The organism is Rothia similimucilaginosa (assembly GCF_029850985.2).
Classification (GTDB): Bacteria; Actinomycetota; Actinomycetes; order Actinomycetales; family Micrococcaceae; genus Rothia.
The window spans coordinates 1,549,930-1,566,395 of the sequence record NZ_CM138149.1 but is presented as its reverse complement, the minus strand read 5'-3'; the positions used below and the strand labels follow the sequence as shown (position 1 = coordinate 1,566,395).

General features: G+C 60.0%; 11 protein-coding genes. All 11 read left to right on the top strand.

The annotated features are described in order from the left end of the window. Positions 1-384: 384 nt before the first annotated feature. Entirely contained in the window at positions 385-1,239 is an 855-nt protein-coding gene (locus QFX07_RS06455; protein ID WP_279754368.1) for a chromosome partitioning protein ParA, read from the top strand. A 181-nt stretch (positions 1,240-1,420) separates the two neighbouring features. Next, positions 1,421-2,611 (top strand): efflux RND transporter periplasmic adaptor subunit, encoded by a 1,191-nt coding sequence (locus tag QFX07_RS06450; protein ID WP_279754369.1) that lies wholly within the window; start codon positions 1,421-1,423, stop codon positions 2,609-2,611. A 9-nt stretch (positions 2,612-2,620) separates the two neighbouring features. After that, positions 2,621-4,669: an ABC transporter ATP-binding protein/permease gene (locus QFX07_RS06445; RefSeq protein ID WP_279754370.1), complete on the top strand. Its 2,049-nt coding sequence runs from the start codon at positions 2,621-2,623 to the stop codon at positions 4,667-4,669. Positions 4,670-4,883: 214 nt separating this feature from the next. Further along, positions 4,884-6,239, top strand: coding sequence for a M50 family metallopeptidase (locus tag QFX07_RS06440; RefSeq protein WP_279742037.1), 1,356 nt, complete (start codon positions 4,884-4,886; stop codon positions 6,237-6,239). A gap of 139 nt (positions 6,240-6,378) precedes the next feature. Continuing rightward, positions 6,379-7,521 carry a flavodoxin-dependent (E)-4-hydroxy-3-methylbut-2-enyl-diphosphate synthase gene (gene ispG / locus QFX07_RS06435; RefSeq protein ID WP_044142245.1) on the top strand — a complete coding sequence of 381 codons (1,143 nt, stop codon included), beginning with the start codon at positions 6,379-6,381 and terminating at the stop codon, positions 7,519-7,521. A 269-nt stretch (positions 7,522-7,790) separates the two neighbouring features. After that, positions 7,791-8,933, top strand: coding sequence for a GNAT family N-acetyltransferase (locus tag QFX07_RS06430; protein ID WP_371568234.1), 1,143 nt, complete (start codon positions 7,791-7,793; stop codon positions 8,931-8,933). A 111-nt stretch (positions 8,934-9,044) separates the two neighbouring features. Next, positions 9,045-10,877: a proline--tRNA ligase gene (locus QFX07_RS06425; RefSeq protein WP_279742040.1), complete on the top strand. Its 1,833-nt coding sequence runs from the start codon at positions 9,045-9,047 to the stop codon at positions 10,875-10,877. Positions 10,878-10,879: 2 nt separating this feature from the next. Beyond that, positions 10,880-11,551: a ribosome maturation factor RimP gene (locus QFX07_RS06420; protein ID WP_279754372.1), complete on the top strand. Its 672-nt coding sequence runs from the start codon at positions 10,880-10,882 to the stop codon at positions 11,549-11,551. A 109-nt stretch (positions 11,552-11,660) separates the two neighbouring features. Beyond that, a complete protein-coding gene (nusA, locus tag QFX07_RS06415; RefSeq protein ID WP_279742042.1) occupies positions 11,661-12,728 on the top strand; it encodes a transcription termination factor NusA in 1,068 nt (355 codons plus the stop codon). A 237-nt stretch (positions 12,729-12,965) separates the two neighbouring features. Next, on the top strand, positions 12,966-13,307 hold the full coding sequence (locus QFX07_RS06410; protein WP_279754373.1) for a YlxR family protein: 342 nt from the start codon (positions 12,966-12,968) through the stop codon (positions 13,305-13,307). 219 nt (positions 13,308-13,526) lie between these two features. After that, positions 13,527-16,325 (top strand): translation initiation factor IF-2, encoded by a 2,799-nt coding sequence (gene infB / locus QFX07_RS06405; protein WP_459741157.1) that lies wholly within the window; start codon positions 13,527-13,529, stop codon positions 16,323-16,325. Positions 16,326-16,466 lie beyond the last annotated feature (141 nt).

The window sequence follows — 16,466 nt, the reverse complement described above, 5'->3', positions numbered from 1 at the left end:
TTCGCGGCGGAGAGCACCCGAGAGGGTACCCTGATGTCGCTTCCGGAAGGTACACCGGCTTGATCTGGCAGTGGTTGGTGCGCGTGGAGGGGCGGTATCGTCCGAAGTGACATCAGGGTGCTCGAAGCGAAGCGAGGGCGGGTGCCCCTGTAGGAACGAGGACGAATACCGTCCCTCCAGTCACATCCAGATGGAGAAACATGCGGCGTGCCGTCCCAGACACTGCATGAGGCGAGAGGACGAACACCGCCCCCTCTTGCCTCCCCCCCCCCTGGCGCATAGTAGGCTAGTGTTCAAAATATGTTCTCTCAAGGGCAAACAACGAAGAGCCCTGTGAACGAGCGGACAAAGATGCAGCTATATTTCACGAGGAAGTGCCCACCTATGCGTCGACAGAACACCCTACGAACCCTCGCCGGGGCTCTACTCCCACTAACCCTGCTGCTTAGCTCTTGCGCATCCGGGCAGCCCAGTGCCGACTCCTCGGCGTCCGCTAACGCTGAGAAAGCGTATAGCGCCTCCACGAGCCCCGATAGTCAAGCTATCGAAAAAGTGGAGAACCTCGCCTCACTTTCTGACAACGTTGTTCGCGCCTACCAGCGTTCCCTGAGCCAGTGCATGGCTGAACGAGGATTCCCGAACTACAAGGTTCCTGCAGGAGAAACTGAAATCCCGCTGCTTCTGCAGGCTGATCTTGAACCTCTCACCGTTGCGGATGCCCGCGCTCGCGGATACGAAGAGCGCTACTCTTTGGCTACTACAGCACTGGAAGAGCAGAGCCCTACTATGAGCGAAGCCGAAATGCAGGCTCTAAACGGCACCGAAGGAAAGGGCGGTTGCCAACAAGAAGCCACCCGCGCAGTCTTCGGTTCAGAAGAATCCCGTGCGACCATAAAAAAGGTCTACGTCACTGCGGTTCACTACCTCAACAACGACGCAATCTTCAAAGACCTTGGGCCCGCCACCGAGAAGTGGGCACAGTGCATGAAGGAACGCTTCGGAGGCGACTACACGTCTCCGGATATGGCTCGCCTACAGTACCGCCAGAACAACCAGGACACCCATGAACTGGCGATCAACGATGCGACCTGCCGCGAAGCAACCGGGCTGGATGCAGAACAGCGAAAGATGGCTATCGCTTACCTGAGTTCCTTCCTCGAAAAGGAGCAGGGTCTCATCGAGCAGGTGACCACCGCCAAGAAAACTGCTGAAGAGAATGCCCGAAAGATTCTGAGCTAATCCTGCGGACTATCCAGAACAGGCGTACAGAGTAGCTGCAACAGCTACACCTCGTCACAGCGTATTGTGCCCGGCACGTATCCCCGTGCCGGGCACAAACTAACCCCACACGGCACCGCCGCCTAAGCCCAAACGGCACAGACAATAGCGTTCCCGTACGCGCACCCAAAGAAGGGACCCCATGAGCGCCACCCCCAACCGTCAGAAGAAAACCCTCTGGCTCTACGGCATTATCGCCCTGCTCCTCATCATCACCGTGGGTACGCTCATCAGCGCCCAAAACATCAAAACCACCGCCCAAAAAGACGCGGAAGCGGCACCCCCGGACCCCTCCACCATCACCGCCACGGTCACCCGCGAAAAACTGCGCACCACTGTGCCCCTGACCTGCACCGCGAACTACGCCGCCTCAACCCCGCTACGCTACAGCGGCGAAGGACAATACACCGCAATCACCATCAAACACGGTGACACCGTCGGCAACGGAACCCTCATCGCAGAAGTCAACGGTGAACCTCTCATCACCCTCACCGGCGGCTTCGCGCTCTACCGCGACCTCAAACTCGACGACAGTGGCCCCGACGCCGCGCTTCTCAACGAGGCTCTGACCGCCATGGGACGCCAGGGGCCTCAGCCTGCGCGCATCACCGAAGACACCTACGAGGCTCTCAACAACCTCCTTGACAGCCTCGGCTACGCACACGTAAAGACTGACCAGCCTATTCCCTCCCGTTACTTCCTCATCATCAACCGTGCCGGACTCGTCACCGGCAACCCCCGCGCAACCGGCACCATCGCAGACGGTCCCGTAGCCACCATCGCAGAAGGTAACAAGACCCTCAGCTGCACCGGAACCACCGGTAGGCTCACCCCCGAAGCTCGTAGCGGTCAGAAGGTAACCGTGCCCTCCCTCGGTGATACTGAGTACGTTGCAACCCTCGGATACAAGAACACCTCCGAAGCCGCCGGTGCCGCAGGCAACAGCCAGGCCGGTCGCCAGGTCAATGGCGCAGAAGGTGCGGCTGGCTCCAACCTCAACGGTGTAGCCGGTGCGGCAGGAAACACCGAAGGGGAACGCATCCTCACCCTCGACGTAGGGGATAAGGCGGACAGCCTCCGAGGCACCGTCAACGCGGAACTCACCCTCGAAGAAACCCCCGAAGCACACCTGGTCGTACCCTCATCGGCGCTCTACACCCGTGACGGACAGACCCGAGTCATCGTGCTCGGCCCCGAAAGTTCCAACGGATCGAAGGCCCGCGAAGAACGCGAGGTAACCGTTACCGTCATCAGCAACGCCAACGGCAAGAACGCCGTCACCGGTGACCTGCACGAAGGCGACAGCGTCAAAATCATGCGCGAGAAAAAGTAGGGAGTAGCCATGACTGACTCCCGCGCCGCTCACGCGCACCCACCAGCCTATAGCGTCGATATTCAGGGAGTGTCCCAGCACTTTATGCAGGGTGACACTCAAATTGACGTGCTCAAAAATATTGACCTGAAAGTCCGCTACGGAGAAGTCGTCGCAATCCTGGGACCGTCCGGCAGCGGCAAATCAACCCTGCTGAACATCCTCGGCTTGCTCAGCACGCCCGCCTCCGGCAGCTACCTGCTGGACGGTACAGACACCGCAACCTTCAACGCGGCACAGCGAGCTGAAGCGCGCCTGGACAGCATCGGTTTCGTCTTCCAGGCGTTCCACCTCATCGAACATAAGAACGTGTACCGCAACGTTGAGCTGCCGCTCATCTACCGTGGCGTGCCCAAAGCTGAACGAGCACAACGGGTTACGGACACTCTCGCCCTGCTGGGGCTGAGCCACCGAACGGATGCACCCGTCACCACTCTCTCCGGCGGTGAAAAGCAGCGTGTGGCTATTGCTCGTGCGCTCATTGGGGAACCAGCGTTGCTGCTCTGTGATGAGCCGACCGGCTCGCTGGATGAAGAGCTCACCCGTGAAGTCATTGACCTGCTCCGCGAATGTACGGGTGACCAGCAAAGCACGATTGTGATTACTCACGACCCGCTCGTGGCGGAGCACTGCGACCGGGTGCTACGTATGCACGAGGGGCAACTCATCGAGCAGGATGCACCGCGGCAGGAAGAAACGACCGCCCGCGCGTCTCTGAGCCTGCCTAGCTTTGCTGAGGAGCAAACATCTAAGCCGCAGGGGAGCGGTCGTGCACCTTGGGCGCTCGCCTCCCTCAAAGAAGCCTGGGACGCTACCGTACACCGGGTGAGGCGCAATATCTTCACCATGCTTGGTGTGGTGCTGGGTATTGCTTCGCTTGTGCTGACCGTTGGTCTGACCGCCACCATTTCTGGGCAGTTGGCTGACAGTTTCGACATTTTTAGGGCTAAGTACCTGACGATAAGCTCCACTCGAACCGAACCCCTGAGCCGGGCTGAACTATTGAGCCTGGCGGCTAGTGAGAACTACCGGCGTGTTAGCCAACTGAACGGAGTGACCGGTACCGCGCTAGTGGATCAGCTGGATGAATCCGCCGATATTCAGCGCGGCCCAGACAACTTTGGCGAGCGCGGCGCTAACGTGACGGCTGCCGTCCTTGCGGCAACCCCCAGCATCTTTAGCGTGCAGGGTCACGAGCTGATGTGGGGTCGTACCTTCGACGAGGGGCACGTGGAGCGGAACGATAAGGTTGTGGTGCTCAGCGAAAGCGTGATGCGCCAGCTTGCGCTGCCCTATAGCCTCGGAGTTACGGTCTATATTCACGATGAGCCGTACACCGTTATTGGTGTGGTGCGGGAGAACCCTTCGCTGACTCTGTCGTACGGTTCGGTCTACCTGCCTCTGGGCGCGAAGCCTGGTGCCGATGCGGAAGAAGCGCAGCCCGCTGCCGGTGGTGGCGCGGCTGCGGCGCAGACCGGTAAGCGTTCCACTCAGATTGTGGTGAGTACTGTTGCCGGTGCCGCAAACCAGATTGCGGAGGAAGCACCGTACGCGCTCTCGCCGGAACGTCCCGCCCTGTATAGCGTGAGTGTCCCGCCGGAGCCGAAAACTCTTCGTGAGGCTGTCGACCAGCAGCAACGCACCATGCTTATATCCATGAGTGTTATTACCCTCGTGATTGGCGCGATGGGCATTATGAATACGTTCCTGGTTGCGGTGATGGAGCGTCGCCGTGAGGTTGGTTTGCGTCTGGCTATTGGTATGCGCCCTTCGGGTATTCTGCTGCAGTTCTCGGCGGAGGCGCTGCTGACCGGCATCCTGGGCGCTGTGGCTGGTATCGTGCTGGCGGTTAACGGCATCTCGATTGTGTCTTTGATGAACCGCTGGACGCCAATTATTAGTGTTGACACTATCCTGCTGGGTTTGGGCGCTGGTGCGCTGGTTGGCGTGTTGGCTGGTCTGTATCCGGCGGCGAAGGCTTCGCGTATTGATCCGGCGCAGACCTTGGCGGCAGGCTAGTCGCGTTGGCTAGGTGTTGAGGGGCGGTATCGTCCGAAGTGACATCAGGGTGCCCGAAGCGAAGCGAGGGCGGGTGCCCCTGTAGGAACGAGGACGAACACTGCCCCTCTTATCGTCCCCCATCCAGCCCCTCCAGAAAGCGGGGGAGGGCGCTTTCACAGGCTAAGCGAGTATCCTAGAAGCTTCGTATCCCCGAACCGAAACGAGAAAAAGCGTGGAAATCCTGCTGTACGCTGTGGGCATTATCCTCATGGCAATCGCTATTGCCGTCTCGATCGCCCTGCACGAGGTGGGGCATCTGGTGCCCGCAAAGCTGTTCAATGTGCGTGTTCCGCAGTACATGATTGGCTTCGGTAAGACCGTGTTCTCTTTCCGTCGCGGCGAGACTGAGTACGGTTTCAAGGCGATCCCGTTGGGTGGTTACATTTCGATGATTGGTATGTACCCGCCGAGCCCTGCTGAGGTGAAGGAGCACCATGAGGAGGGCCATTCGGGTAGTACTAGCCCGTTTGCGTCTTTGGCTGAGGAGGCGCGTGCGGCGGATGCTGAGCGTATGATGCCCGGTGATGAGGACCGCCTGTTCTATAAGTTGCCTGTGCTCAAGCGCATGGTGATTATGCTGGGTGGCCCGACCATGAACCTGCTGATTGGTGTGGTGTGTACTGCTGTGCTGATTTGTGGTTTTGGTACGGCGCAGGTGACGAATAAGGTTTCGGCGGTGTCTGAGTGCGTGCCGAGCGTGAATGTCACTCATGATTCGATTAGCTATGGTGAGTGTACGGATAAGTCCACTCCGTCGCCTGCGAAGGCTGCTGGTGTGCAGGTGGGTGACCGTGTGGTTGCTGTGAATGGTGCATCGACGGGTTCGTGGGAGGCTGTGTCTTCGGCGATTCGTGCGGCGGGTTCTCACCCGAGCACCTTGACGGTGGAGCGTAATGGTCAGCGTCTGGATTTGTCGGTAACTCCGGTTGAGATGATTCGCCCGGTTTCTGATGGTAAGGGCCAGTATGCGCGTGCTGCGGATGGTTCGATTGCGACGACTCGTGGCGGTTTTGTGGGTGTTTCGCCGTCGAGTGAGTTGGTGCCTGGTTCTATTACTGAGGTGCCTACGATGGTGGGCGATACGCTCTCTCGTGTGGGTTCGTCGATGCTTTCGTTGCCGCAGCGTGTGTGGGAGTTGACGGTGACTTTGGTGACTGGTGGTGAGCGTAGTGCCGAGTCGCCGGTGTCTGTGGTTGGTGTGAGCCGTATTGCCGGTGAGGTGACGGCTACTGACCGTATTGATGTGAAGGCGAAGGCTGCGATGTTGGTCTCGCTGGTGGCGAATATGAATTTGATGCTTTTTGCATTCAATTTGATTCCGCTTCTGCCTCTGGACGGTGGCCATGTGTTGGGCGCTGTTTGGGAGGGCGTGCGTCGCTTCTTTGCACGTTTGACTGGGCGTAAGGATCCGGGTCCGTTTGATCCGGTGAAGTTGTTGCCGTTGACGTATGTGGTGGCGGGCGCGTTCATTGTGATGTCTATCATTCTGATTGTGGCGGATATTGTTAAGCCCATCACCCTGTTTTAGTGTGTTGTTGCACGCGGTAAGGGTACCCGTATTAGTGCTTTCTTTCGCGTCAGTGGCACAATAAAAAGTTGAACGAAGGATGCGTCGTACGTCCTTCACAACCCATGTATGGAGGAAAACCTTGTCGGTCAGCCTTGGTATGCCGAAGCCCGCTCCCGCGGTTCTGTCCCCGCGTCGTAAGACCCGCCAGTTCAAGGTGGGTTCTGTCGGTGTTGGTTCTGAATCTCCGATTTCGGTACAGTCGATGACGACGACTAAGACCCATGACATTGGTGCGACTCTGCAGCAGATTGCTGAGTTGACCGCTGCCGGTTGCGATATTGTGCGTGTGGCATGCCCGACTGATAAGGATGCGGAGGCTCTGCCCATTATTGCCAAACAGTCCCGTATTCCGGTGATTGCTGATATTCACTTCCAGCCGAAGTACGTGTATGCGGCTATTCAGGCTGGTTGCGGTGCTGTGCGTGTGAACCCGGGTAATATCCGTAAGTTTGACGACCAGGTGAAGGAAATTGCGCAGATGGCTTCGGACCACGGCGTTTCTCTGCGTATTGGTGTGAATGCTGGTTCGCTGGATAAGCGTCTGCTGGAGAAGTACGGTAAGGCTACTCCGGAGGCTTTGGTTGAGTCTGCTGTGTGGGAGGCGTCGCTCTTTGAGGAGCACGGTTTCCGTGATTTCAAGATTTCTGTGAAGCACAATGACCCTGTGGTGATGGTGGAGGCGTACCGTCAGCTGGCTGAACGCGGTGACTGGCCCCTGCACCTGGGTGTGACTGAGGCTGGTCCGGCGTTCCAGGGCACCATTAAGAGCTCGGTGGCCTTCGGTACTTTGCTGTCTCAGGGTATTGGTGACACTATTCGCGTGTCGCTGTCTGCTCCTCCGGTTGAGGAGGTGAAGGTGGGCACCAAGATTCTGGAGTCACTGAACCTTCGCCCCCGCAAGCTGGATATCGTTTCTTGTCCGTCGTGTGGTCGTGCGCAGGTGAACGTATGGGAGCTTGCTGAGAATGTGACGAAGGGCCTGGAGCATATGAAGGTTCCGCTGCGTGTTGCCGTGATGGGTTGTGTGGTGAACGGTCCGGGTGAGGCTCGTGAGGCTGACCTGGGTGTGGCGTCCGGTAACGGTAAGGGCCAGATTTTCGTGAAGGGTGAGGTCATTAAGACCGTGCCTGAGGATCAGATTGTTGAGACTCTGATTGAAGAGGCTACCCGTATTGCTGCTGAGATGGAGGCTTCGGGCGAGTATGTTCCTGAGGGTTCTCCGGCTGTTTCGGTGAGCTAGTTAGCTTTTGTGCGCGGAGGCGCCCTGGTGAGGGCGCCTCCGCGCTTTTCCGGTTATGGTGGTGGCAGGCTCGGTGATTGCCGCTGCTGGTTGTGGCCGCATGATCCGGCTACCTTTTAGGGATCACATGTCCCCGTATTTTCACTCAATTTTTATCACTCGTTCTCTATCACTCAACCACTCAACACGTCATGTTCACTCTTTTTTCTCGCCGCCGTAAAGCTGATCGGGCCCGGCGTGCTACTGTTTCGTCGATGGATTCTTCCCCTATGCCTGATCGCGTTAAGGAACACGTTTTTGCTCTGGATGCTCGGTGGTGCGATGAGTTGGAGGAGGCCCTGTTCAGTGACTCGGTCCCGAATCTGTACTCTATTGAGCATTATTTGGCGTGCCCTCTTCCAGTGAGGGTCCCGCGTATTCCGCTGCACTACTATCAGGGTTTTGTGGGTTGTGAGCGCGATGGGCAGTTGTGCTGTGTGCTGCTGTTGGGTTCGAATGTGGTGCCGGTGCGATTGTGCGGTGCCGCAGTTGAACACATTGGACATGATGCGGATTCTCATGGCGCTGAAGTGCCGGATGCCCCCTCCTTGGACACTCCCACCCTGGACGCGACGGCGCTTGCGCATCGTGACGCGCTGGCTCAGCTACTGCTACAGGTGGGTTCTCGCCTGGAATCCATGTTCGGTGAGAGCGCCTTCGTGATGCCCTTGTGGACGCGTATGCAGGAGCTGTGCGAGCAGACTCGGGGCGGTAAGAGTCCGCTACTGCCGATGCGGCAGCTGAGCCTGCGTGACGGTTGCGATCACCGTGCGTGGGTTCTGTCGGAGCGCCCCAATCAGCCGCTGCTGTATCTGCCACCGGAGAAGGACCTGGCCCGCTTCTACACTGTGGAGCTTCCTGAGCTGCCGGCGCACCTGCCCGCGCCCCTCAAACCGGGGGAGAGCCTCGCCGGTGCTTTCCAGCTCAGCGGTGAGGCTGCCGGGTATGCGCGCCTCGCCACCTCCGCGGATCTGGGGGAGCTTCTACCTGCTGCAGCCGCCATGTTCACCGAGGAGGTCGGCTTCGACCCGATTGCCCGCTACGGAGACCGTTACGCGGCGCGCCTGCGTATGCTCATTGCCGGTCAGCGCAGCGCCATTGTCACCGATGTGAACGGGCGCATCATCTTCAAAGCGGATGCGGGCATCGTGAATCTGGATGTCGCGCAGGTGCAGGGTGTATGGCTGCACCCGGACTACCGCGGCTACGGCCTGGCTAAGCCGTTCTTTGCTGCCGCCGTGCAGCTTCTGCAGCACCGATACCCGCACTTGAGCCTGTACGTGAACGACTACAATGCCCGCGCTCTTGCCATATACCGGGGGACCGGTTGGGAACAGATTGGGCAGTTCTCGACCATCATTTTTGAGCGCTAAACACGCCGAACCCTAAAACGCTATAAAATTAAAGACGATTGTGCCTTTTCTCGGCTTACCTGGTGAGCAATGGGCACCCTACCTAAACCTATCGACCTTTCAAGGAGAATCGTGGTACTTCGCCTTTCCAACCTCTTCGTGCGCACTCTGCGCGAGGATCCCGTAGACGCTGAGGTCGCCAGCCACAAGCTGCTGGTCCGCGCCGGTTACATCCGCCGCGCAGCCCCCGGCGTGTACACCTGGCTGCCTCTGGGCCTGAAGGTACTGCGCAAGGTCGAGAACATCATCCGCGAAGAGATGGACGCCATCGGCGCGCAGGAAGTCCACTTCCCCGCACTGCTGCCCCGCGAACCCTACGAGGCAACCAACCGCTGGGATGAGTACGGCGATAACCTCTTCCGCCTCAAGGACCGTAAGGGCGCAGACATGTTGCTGGCACCCACCCACGAGGAAATGTTCACCCTGCTGGTGAAGGACCTGTACTCCTCCTATAAGGACCTGCCGCTGTCCCTGTACCAGATTCAGACCAAGTACCGCGATGAAGCGCGCCCCCGCGCGGGTCTGCTGCGCGGCCGTGAGTTCGTCATGAAGGACTCCTACTCCTTCAACATTGATGATGAGGGCCTGAACGAGGCGTACATGGCGCACCGTGCCGCCTACCAGCGCATTTTCGAGCGCCTGGGTCTGGAGATTGTCATTGTGACCGCACAGTCCGGTGCGATGGGTGGCTCCCGCAGTGAAGAGTTCCTGCACCCGACCCCCATTGGTGAGGATACTTTCGTGCGTTCCGCGGGCGGCTACGCGGCTAATGTTGAGGCCGTGACCACCGTGGTTCCCGAGGAAATCGAGATTACCGAGGGCACCCCGGCCGCAATCGTTCTGGACACCCCCGACTCCGTCACCATTGAGACCCTGGTGGAGCGCATGAACGAACTGTACTCCGAGGTTACCGGCGGCACTCTGGATGCTTCGCAGACCCTCAAGTGCTTCCTGGGCGCCGTCATCACCCCCTCTGGCGAGCGTAAGGTCTTCGCCGTGGGCGTTCCCGGCGATCGTGCCGTGGACCTGGGCCGCGTTGAGGTCAACATCGGCACCCTGCTGGGCATCGGCGGCGAGGTTGAGGTTGAGGCAGCCAACGAAGAGGACCTGAAGGCATTCCCGCAGCTGGTTAAGGGCTACATTGGCCCCGGCCTGAGCCTGGATGCGCCTCTGCTCGGCGCGCATACCGAGGACGAGGATGCGGTGGCTTCCGCAACCGGCATTCCCTTCTTCGTTGACCCCCGCGTGGTGCGCGGTACCCGCTGGGTGACCGGCGCGAACGAAGAGGGCAAGCACGTGGCTAACCTGGTCTTCGGCCGCGACTTCAGCGCCGACGGCGTGATCGAGGCGTGCGAGGTACGCGAAGGCGACCCGGCACCGGACGGCTCCGGCGACCTGGTGGCAGCCCGCGGCATCGAAATGGGCCACATCTTCGCTCTGGGACGCAAGTACGCTGAGGCACTGGGCCTGAAGGTCCTGGACCAGAACGGCAAGCTGCAGACCGTGACCATGGGCTCCTACGGTGTCGGCGTGACCCGCGCACTGGCCGCCATCGCCGAGGGCAACCACGACGAGAAGGGCCTGATCTGGCCGCGTAACCTGGCACCGGCAGACGTGCATATTGTCATCACCGGCAAGGATGCAGCATCCCACGAGTACGCTGAAGAGCTCAGCGCATCCCTGGAATCCGCCGGCCTGCAGGTCATGCTCGATGACCGTCCGAAGACCAGCCCCGGAGTGAAGTTCGGCGACGCCGAGCTGCTGGGTGTGCCCACCATCCTGGTGATTGGTCGCGGCTTCAAGGACGGCGTGCTGGAGCTCAAGGACCGCCGCAGCGGTGAGGCTCGCGAGGTGTCCGTCGAGAATGCGGTGGCTGAGGTCATCGCTGAGGTCAAGGGGGAGTAGCCGTGGCGTATAAGCCGAAGCGTTCTGGCTCTAAGAAGAGCGCCCCGAATGCGCGCGCTCGCCGTGCCGCATCCCGCGTAGCGAATGGTGTGAACACTTCCCGTACTCGCGCTGAGAGCGAGCCCGTGGTGGAGGCACCGGTTCGCGTGGGTACCCGTGCGATCCGTGAGGAAGAGGTTGCCGAGGCGATTGCTCCGGTTATCTCCGAGTTCTCGCTGGTGCTGGAGGACCTGAAGATTTCGGGCCCGGCGGCGAACCGTACCGTGAAGATTACGGTGGACTACACCACTGAGCGTACCGATTCGCTGTCGCTGGATTCTCTGGCGGAGATTTCCGGTGCGATTTCGAGCGCCCTGGACCGTGCGGATGAAAACGATGAGTTCTTCCCCTACGAGCTGGAGGTGTCCTCGCCCGGTGCTACCCGCTCCCTGACCGAGCGTCGCCACTGGGAACGTGCCCGTACCCGCCTGATTGCGGTCACCGCACCCGACGGCACCGAGTACCTGGCGCGTCTGCACGAGGTGCAAGACGAGGGTCCGGTGCTGGCTCGTAAGAAGAACACGAAGAAGGGTCAAAAGGAGTCCTACCACGAGCCGAGCTTGCTTCCGTGGGAAAATATTGCTTCTGCTCACGTCGAGATTGACTTCAATTCGTCTGCTGAGCCGGTAGAATAGAGTTATTAAAGCTTCAGGCACGGGGTTCTCCGTGCCAGGTAGATACCGTTCGGGAGCCGGGGCGCATTCAGCGTCCCGGCGCCGTGCTAACTGGGAAAGGCTGAAAAGCGTGGAGGATATTAAAACTATTGACCTGGGCGCACTGCGCGCATTGGCGAAGCAGCGCTCTCTCGTCATGGAGGAGCTCTTCACCCTGGTTGAGAACGCCCTGCTGCTTGCGTACATGAAGCAGCCTGGCGCTATTAAGGGCTCTCGTGCCGTCATCGACCACACCACCGGTGAGTTCGTCATTCTGGCTCCTGAGCTTGATGAGGACAACCAGAAGATTGACGAGTTTGACGATACCCCGAACAACTTTGGCCGTATCGCTGCCGCAACCGTCCGTCAGGTGCTTTCGCAGCGTCTGCGTGACGCTGAGGACGCATCTGTTCTGGGCGAGTTCAAGGACCGTGAGGGCACCCTGGTGTCTGGCGTGATTCAGCAGGGCAATAACCCGCGTATGGTTCAGGTTGACCTGGGCACCGTTGAAGCTGTTCTGCCTAGCAATGAGCAGGTTCCGGGCGAGAAATACCCGCACGGCGCCCGCCTGCGCGCCTACCTGGTTGAGGCTCGCCGCGGCCCCAAGGGTCCCTCGATTGTGGTTTCTCGTTCGCACCCGAACCTGGTTCTGCGTCTGTTCGAGCACGAGGTTCCCGAAATCTCTGAGGGCTTGGTGTCTATTAACTCCATCGCACGTGAAGCTGGCCACCGCTCTAAGATTGCTGTGTCCGCGAAGAACCCGACCATTAACGCTAAGGGTGCGTGCATCGGCGATATGGGTGCCCGCGTGCGTGCGGTTGCTGCCGAGCTGAACGATGAGAAGATTGACATTGTCGACTACTCGACCGATCCGGCCACCTTCATCGCTGCGGCACTGTCCCCGGCGAAGGTCACCGAGGTCATTATCGAGAACCCGCGTGAGTACTCCGCTCGTGCGGTGGTTCCGGATGATCAGCTGTCCCTGGCTATCGGCCGTGAGGGTCAGAATGCACGTCTTGCAGCAAAGCTGACTGGCTGGCGTATCGATATTCTCTCCGAGTCCAAGTACGCTCAGGTTCGTGCTGAGGAAGAGGTGGCAGCACGCGTGGCTCGTAGCCTGGCTGAAGAAGCAGCAGAGTACGCACAGGACGCTGAATAAGTATTAGCCCCGGTGAGGGGTGTATCCCTTTGATGCAGGCGTAGGATATTGGGCAGTAAGGTGCCCGGTGTTTTTGCGCCTGCGTCACAGTTTTGCCCATGATTCTTAAAAACGGGATACACTATTAAGATGTGCCGGTGTGTAACCGGGCGCTTTAACGTGCCCTCACACACCGGATAGACCATCACGAATGTACCGCGAACGCGGTTCTACACACGCTAGAGAGGGGAGAGGACTATGGGCGATCACGACCTCACCGCAACCTCCGAAGCGTTTGAAGGACCGACCCGCACCTGCATCGGATGCCGTGCCCGCGATGAACAGCGCAAGCTGCTACGCATCGCCCGCACACCCGTCACGTCTGCTACAGAGCAGGCGGACCCCCCGCCCTATCAGCCCGATGTGGCGGGAACTATGCCCGGACGAGGCGCTTGGATCCATCCGAGCGCAAAGTGCGTAGCCGCTCTACAGAAAAAGAACGGTCTGGCGCGCGCCTTCAAAAAAGCTGTCCCTGCAGCACAGCTGCAGGCGTGCTGTGAGCAGATTCGAGCCGTGATTGCGGGCTCGACCCCCTCATAGATGCTTTTCGGGTATATGCCCTCTATAAGTCAACGAGTTTGACGACTTCTTATCTGAAAGCGAGTCAGAAAACTGATGGATATCTAATGAGTGCCGCGAAATGAGTGCCCTTTCGTGCTCACCCACCGGCAATTTCACGAATTGGCGCGCCTTCGGGCGTGCACCCCGTAAACATTAGTGTCCGCACCATTCCCGGTGCGGACCGGGAATGGAGAAAATTTGGCTCAGCCTCGAGTACACGAGTTTGCTAAAGAGGTAGGCGTTCCTTCTAAGGAAGTTATCGCCAAGCTCAAGGATATGGGCGAGTTCGTTAAGAGCTCCTCTTCCACCCTGAACCCCATGGTTCTGAAGAAGCTGCGCGCGGAATTCCCTGCCGCAGCCGCTAAGCCTGCCGCAAAGGCAGCACCCGCGGAGTCGGCAGCTAAGCCGGCACCTAAGCCCGCAGCGGCAAAGCCTGCTGTTAAGCCGGCACCCAGGCCTGCAGCTAAGCCCGCCGCAAAGCCGGCAGCAGCAGCACCCAAGCCCGGCGGTCCCCGCCCGGGTAACAACCCCTTTGCATCCCAGCAGGGCATGGCACGCCCCGAGGCTGCACCGAAGCCGGCAGCGCCCAAGCCTGCTGCACCGAAGCCCGGCCCCAAGCCCGGTCCTCGCCCCGGTAACAACCCCTTCGCATCCCAGCAGGGTATGAAGCGTGGCGGCGGTGACTCCCAGCGTTCCGGCGGTCCCCGTCCGGCACGTAACGGTCGTCCCGGCGGCAACGGTGGCGCACGTCCCGGCGGTAACGGAGGTCCCCGCCCCGCAGGTGGCGCACGTCCCGGCGGTAACGGAGGTCCCCGCCCCGCAGGTGGCGCACGTCCCGGCGGTAACGGTGGCCCCCGTCCGGCAGCTGGCGCACGTCCCGGTGCACCCCGTCCGTCCGGCGGTGGCGCGCGCCCGAACCCCTCGATGATGCCCAAGGTTTCCAACGTTGGTGGCGGCGCGTCTGGTTCCAACAACGGCGGCGGTAACGGCGGCGCACGTCGCGGTGGCGGTTCCGGCGGCTTCAACCGCGGTCCGGGTCGTCCCGGCCCCGGCGGTCGCGGTAATGCACAGGGTGCATTCGGTCGCGGTGGCTCCAAGCGTAAGGGTCGCAAGTCCAAGGCAGCTCGCCGTCATGAGCAAGAGCAGCTGAACGTACCGGCACCCGGTGGCGTGGTTGTTCCTCGCGGCGACGGCTCGACCGAGATTCGTCTACGCCGCGGCGCGTCCATCATGGACTTCGCTGAGAAGATTGGCGCAAACCCGGCATCGCTGATTACGGTTCTCTTCCACCTGGGTGAGATGGCTACCCAGACTCAGTCCCTGGATGAGGAGACCTTCGAGCTGCTGGGTGCCGAACTGGGCTACTCGATTAAGATCGTTTCCCCGGAGGATGAGGAGCGTGAGCTGCTCGAGTCCTTCGACATCAACCTTGAAGCCGAAGCAGAAGCTGAGGGCGAGGATGTTCTGGAGGCTCGTCCCCCGGTCGTTACCGTCATGGGTCACGTTGACCACGGTAAAACCCGCCTGCTGGACGCTATCCGTAACACCAATGTCATTGAGGGTGAGGCCGGCGGCATTACCCAGCACATCGGTGCATACCAGGTCCACACCACCGTCGAAGGTGAAGACCGCGCGATTACCTTCATCGATACCCCCGGTCACGAGGCGTTCACCGCTATGCGTGCCCGTGGTGCGAAGGTCACCGACGTGGCAATCCTCGTGGTCGCAGCGGATGACGGCGTTATGCCTCAGACCGTTGAGGCACTGAACCACGCCCAGGCAGCTAACGTACCGATCGTGGTGGCAGTGAACAAGATCGATAAGGAAGGCGCGTCCCCGGACAAGATTCGTGGCCAGCTCACCGAGTACGGTCTGATCCCCGAAGAGTACGGTGGCGACACCATGTTCGTGGACGTCTCTGCTCGCAACGGTACCAACATCGACGAGCTGCTTGAGGCCGTCACCCTGACCGCTGACGTGCTCGAACTGACCGCTAACCCGAACAAGGAAGCACGCGGCGTTGCTATTGAGGCAAACCTGGACAAGGGCCGCGGTGCGGTTTCCACCGTCTTGGTTCAGTCCGGTACCCTGCACGTCGGTGACGCTATCGTTGCCGGTGTTGCTCACGGTCGTGTTCGTGCAATGTTCGATGAGAACGGTCAGGCTGTGAAGGAAGCTGGTCCGTCCCGCCCCGTTCAGGTGCTGGGTCTGTCCACCGTTCCTCGTGCAGGTGACACCTTCCTCTCCACCGAGGAAGAGCGTACCGCACGTCAGATCGCTGAGAAGCGTGAGGCTGCTGATCGTAACGCTCAGCTGGCTAAGCGTCGTAAGCGTGTGACCCTCGAGTCCTTCGACGCCGCTGTGGCTGAGGGCAAGATGGACACCCTGAACCTGATTATTAAGGGTGACGTCTCCGGTGCTGTGGAAGCACTGGAGGAGTCCCTGATGAAGATCGACGCCGGTGGCGACGAGGTTCAGTTGCGCGTCATCCACCGCGGTGTGGGTGCTATTACCCAGAACGACGTGAACCTGGCTACCGTGGACAACGCGGTCATCATCGGCTTCAACGTCCGCCCGGCAGAGCGCGTTGCAGAACTTGCCGACCGCGAAGGCGTCGAGATGAAGTTCTACTCGGTCATCTACCGTGCGATTGAGGAAATTGAGCAGGCCGTCAAGGGTATGCTCAAGCCCGAGTACGAGGAAGTGGAGCTCGGCTCCGCAGAGATCCGCGAGGTCTTCCGCTCTTCCAAGTGGGGCAACATCGCAGGTTCGATCGTCAAGAACGGCATCATCAAGCGCAACGCCAAGGCACGTCTGGTGCGCGACGGTTCCGTGGTGGCAGACAACCTCACCATCGAGTCGCTGCGTCGTTTCAAGGACGACGCTACCGAGGTTCGCGAAGGTTTCGAGTGTGGTATTGGCCTTGGTTCCTTCAACGACATCAAGGAAGGCGACATTATCGAGACTTGGGAGATGCGCGAAAAGCCGCGTGTCTAAGACTCACATGCTGATGCGCCCGTCGCCCGCTAGTGTTCCCGTACCCACAGGCTTCTAAAACTGGAGCTTGCGGGGCGGGCGCCGGCGGGGCGGGCGCTTCCGTATTACCTGGAACGCTTCCAAAGCACCTCGAGTGCCCAC

Coding starts and splice junctions, on each gene's coding strand:
- ispG (WP_044142245.1), top strand. CDS start 6,379: ATGCCGAAGCCCGCTCCCGCGGTTCTGTCCCCGCGTCGTAAGACCCGC.
- QFX07_RS06410 (WP_279754373.1), top strand. CDS start 12,966: ATGGGCGATCACGACCTCACCGCAACCTCCGAAGCGTTTGAAGGACCG.
- QFX07_RS06430 (WP_371568234.1), top strand. CDS start 7,791: ATGCCTGATCGCGTTAAGGAACACGTTTTTGCTCTGGATGCTCGGTGG.
- QFX07_RS06450 (WP_279754369.1), top strand. CDS start 1,421: ATGAGCGCCACCCCCAACCGTCAGAAGAAAACCCTCTGGCTCTACGGC.
- QFX07_RS06445 (WP_279754370.1), top strand. CDS start 2,621: ATGACTGACTCCCGCGCCGCTCACGCGCACCCACCAGCCTATAGCGTC.
- QFX07_RS06455 (WP_279754368.1), top strand. CDS start 385: ATGCGTCGACAGAACACCCTACGAACCCTCGCCGGGGCTCTACTCCCA.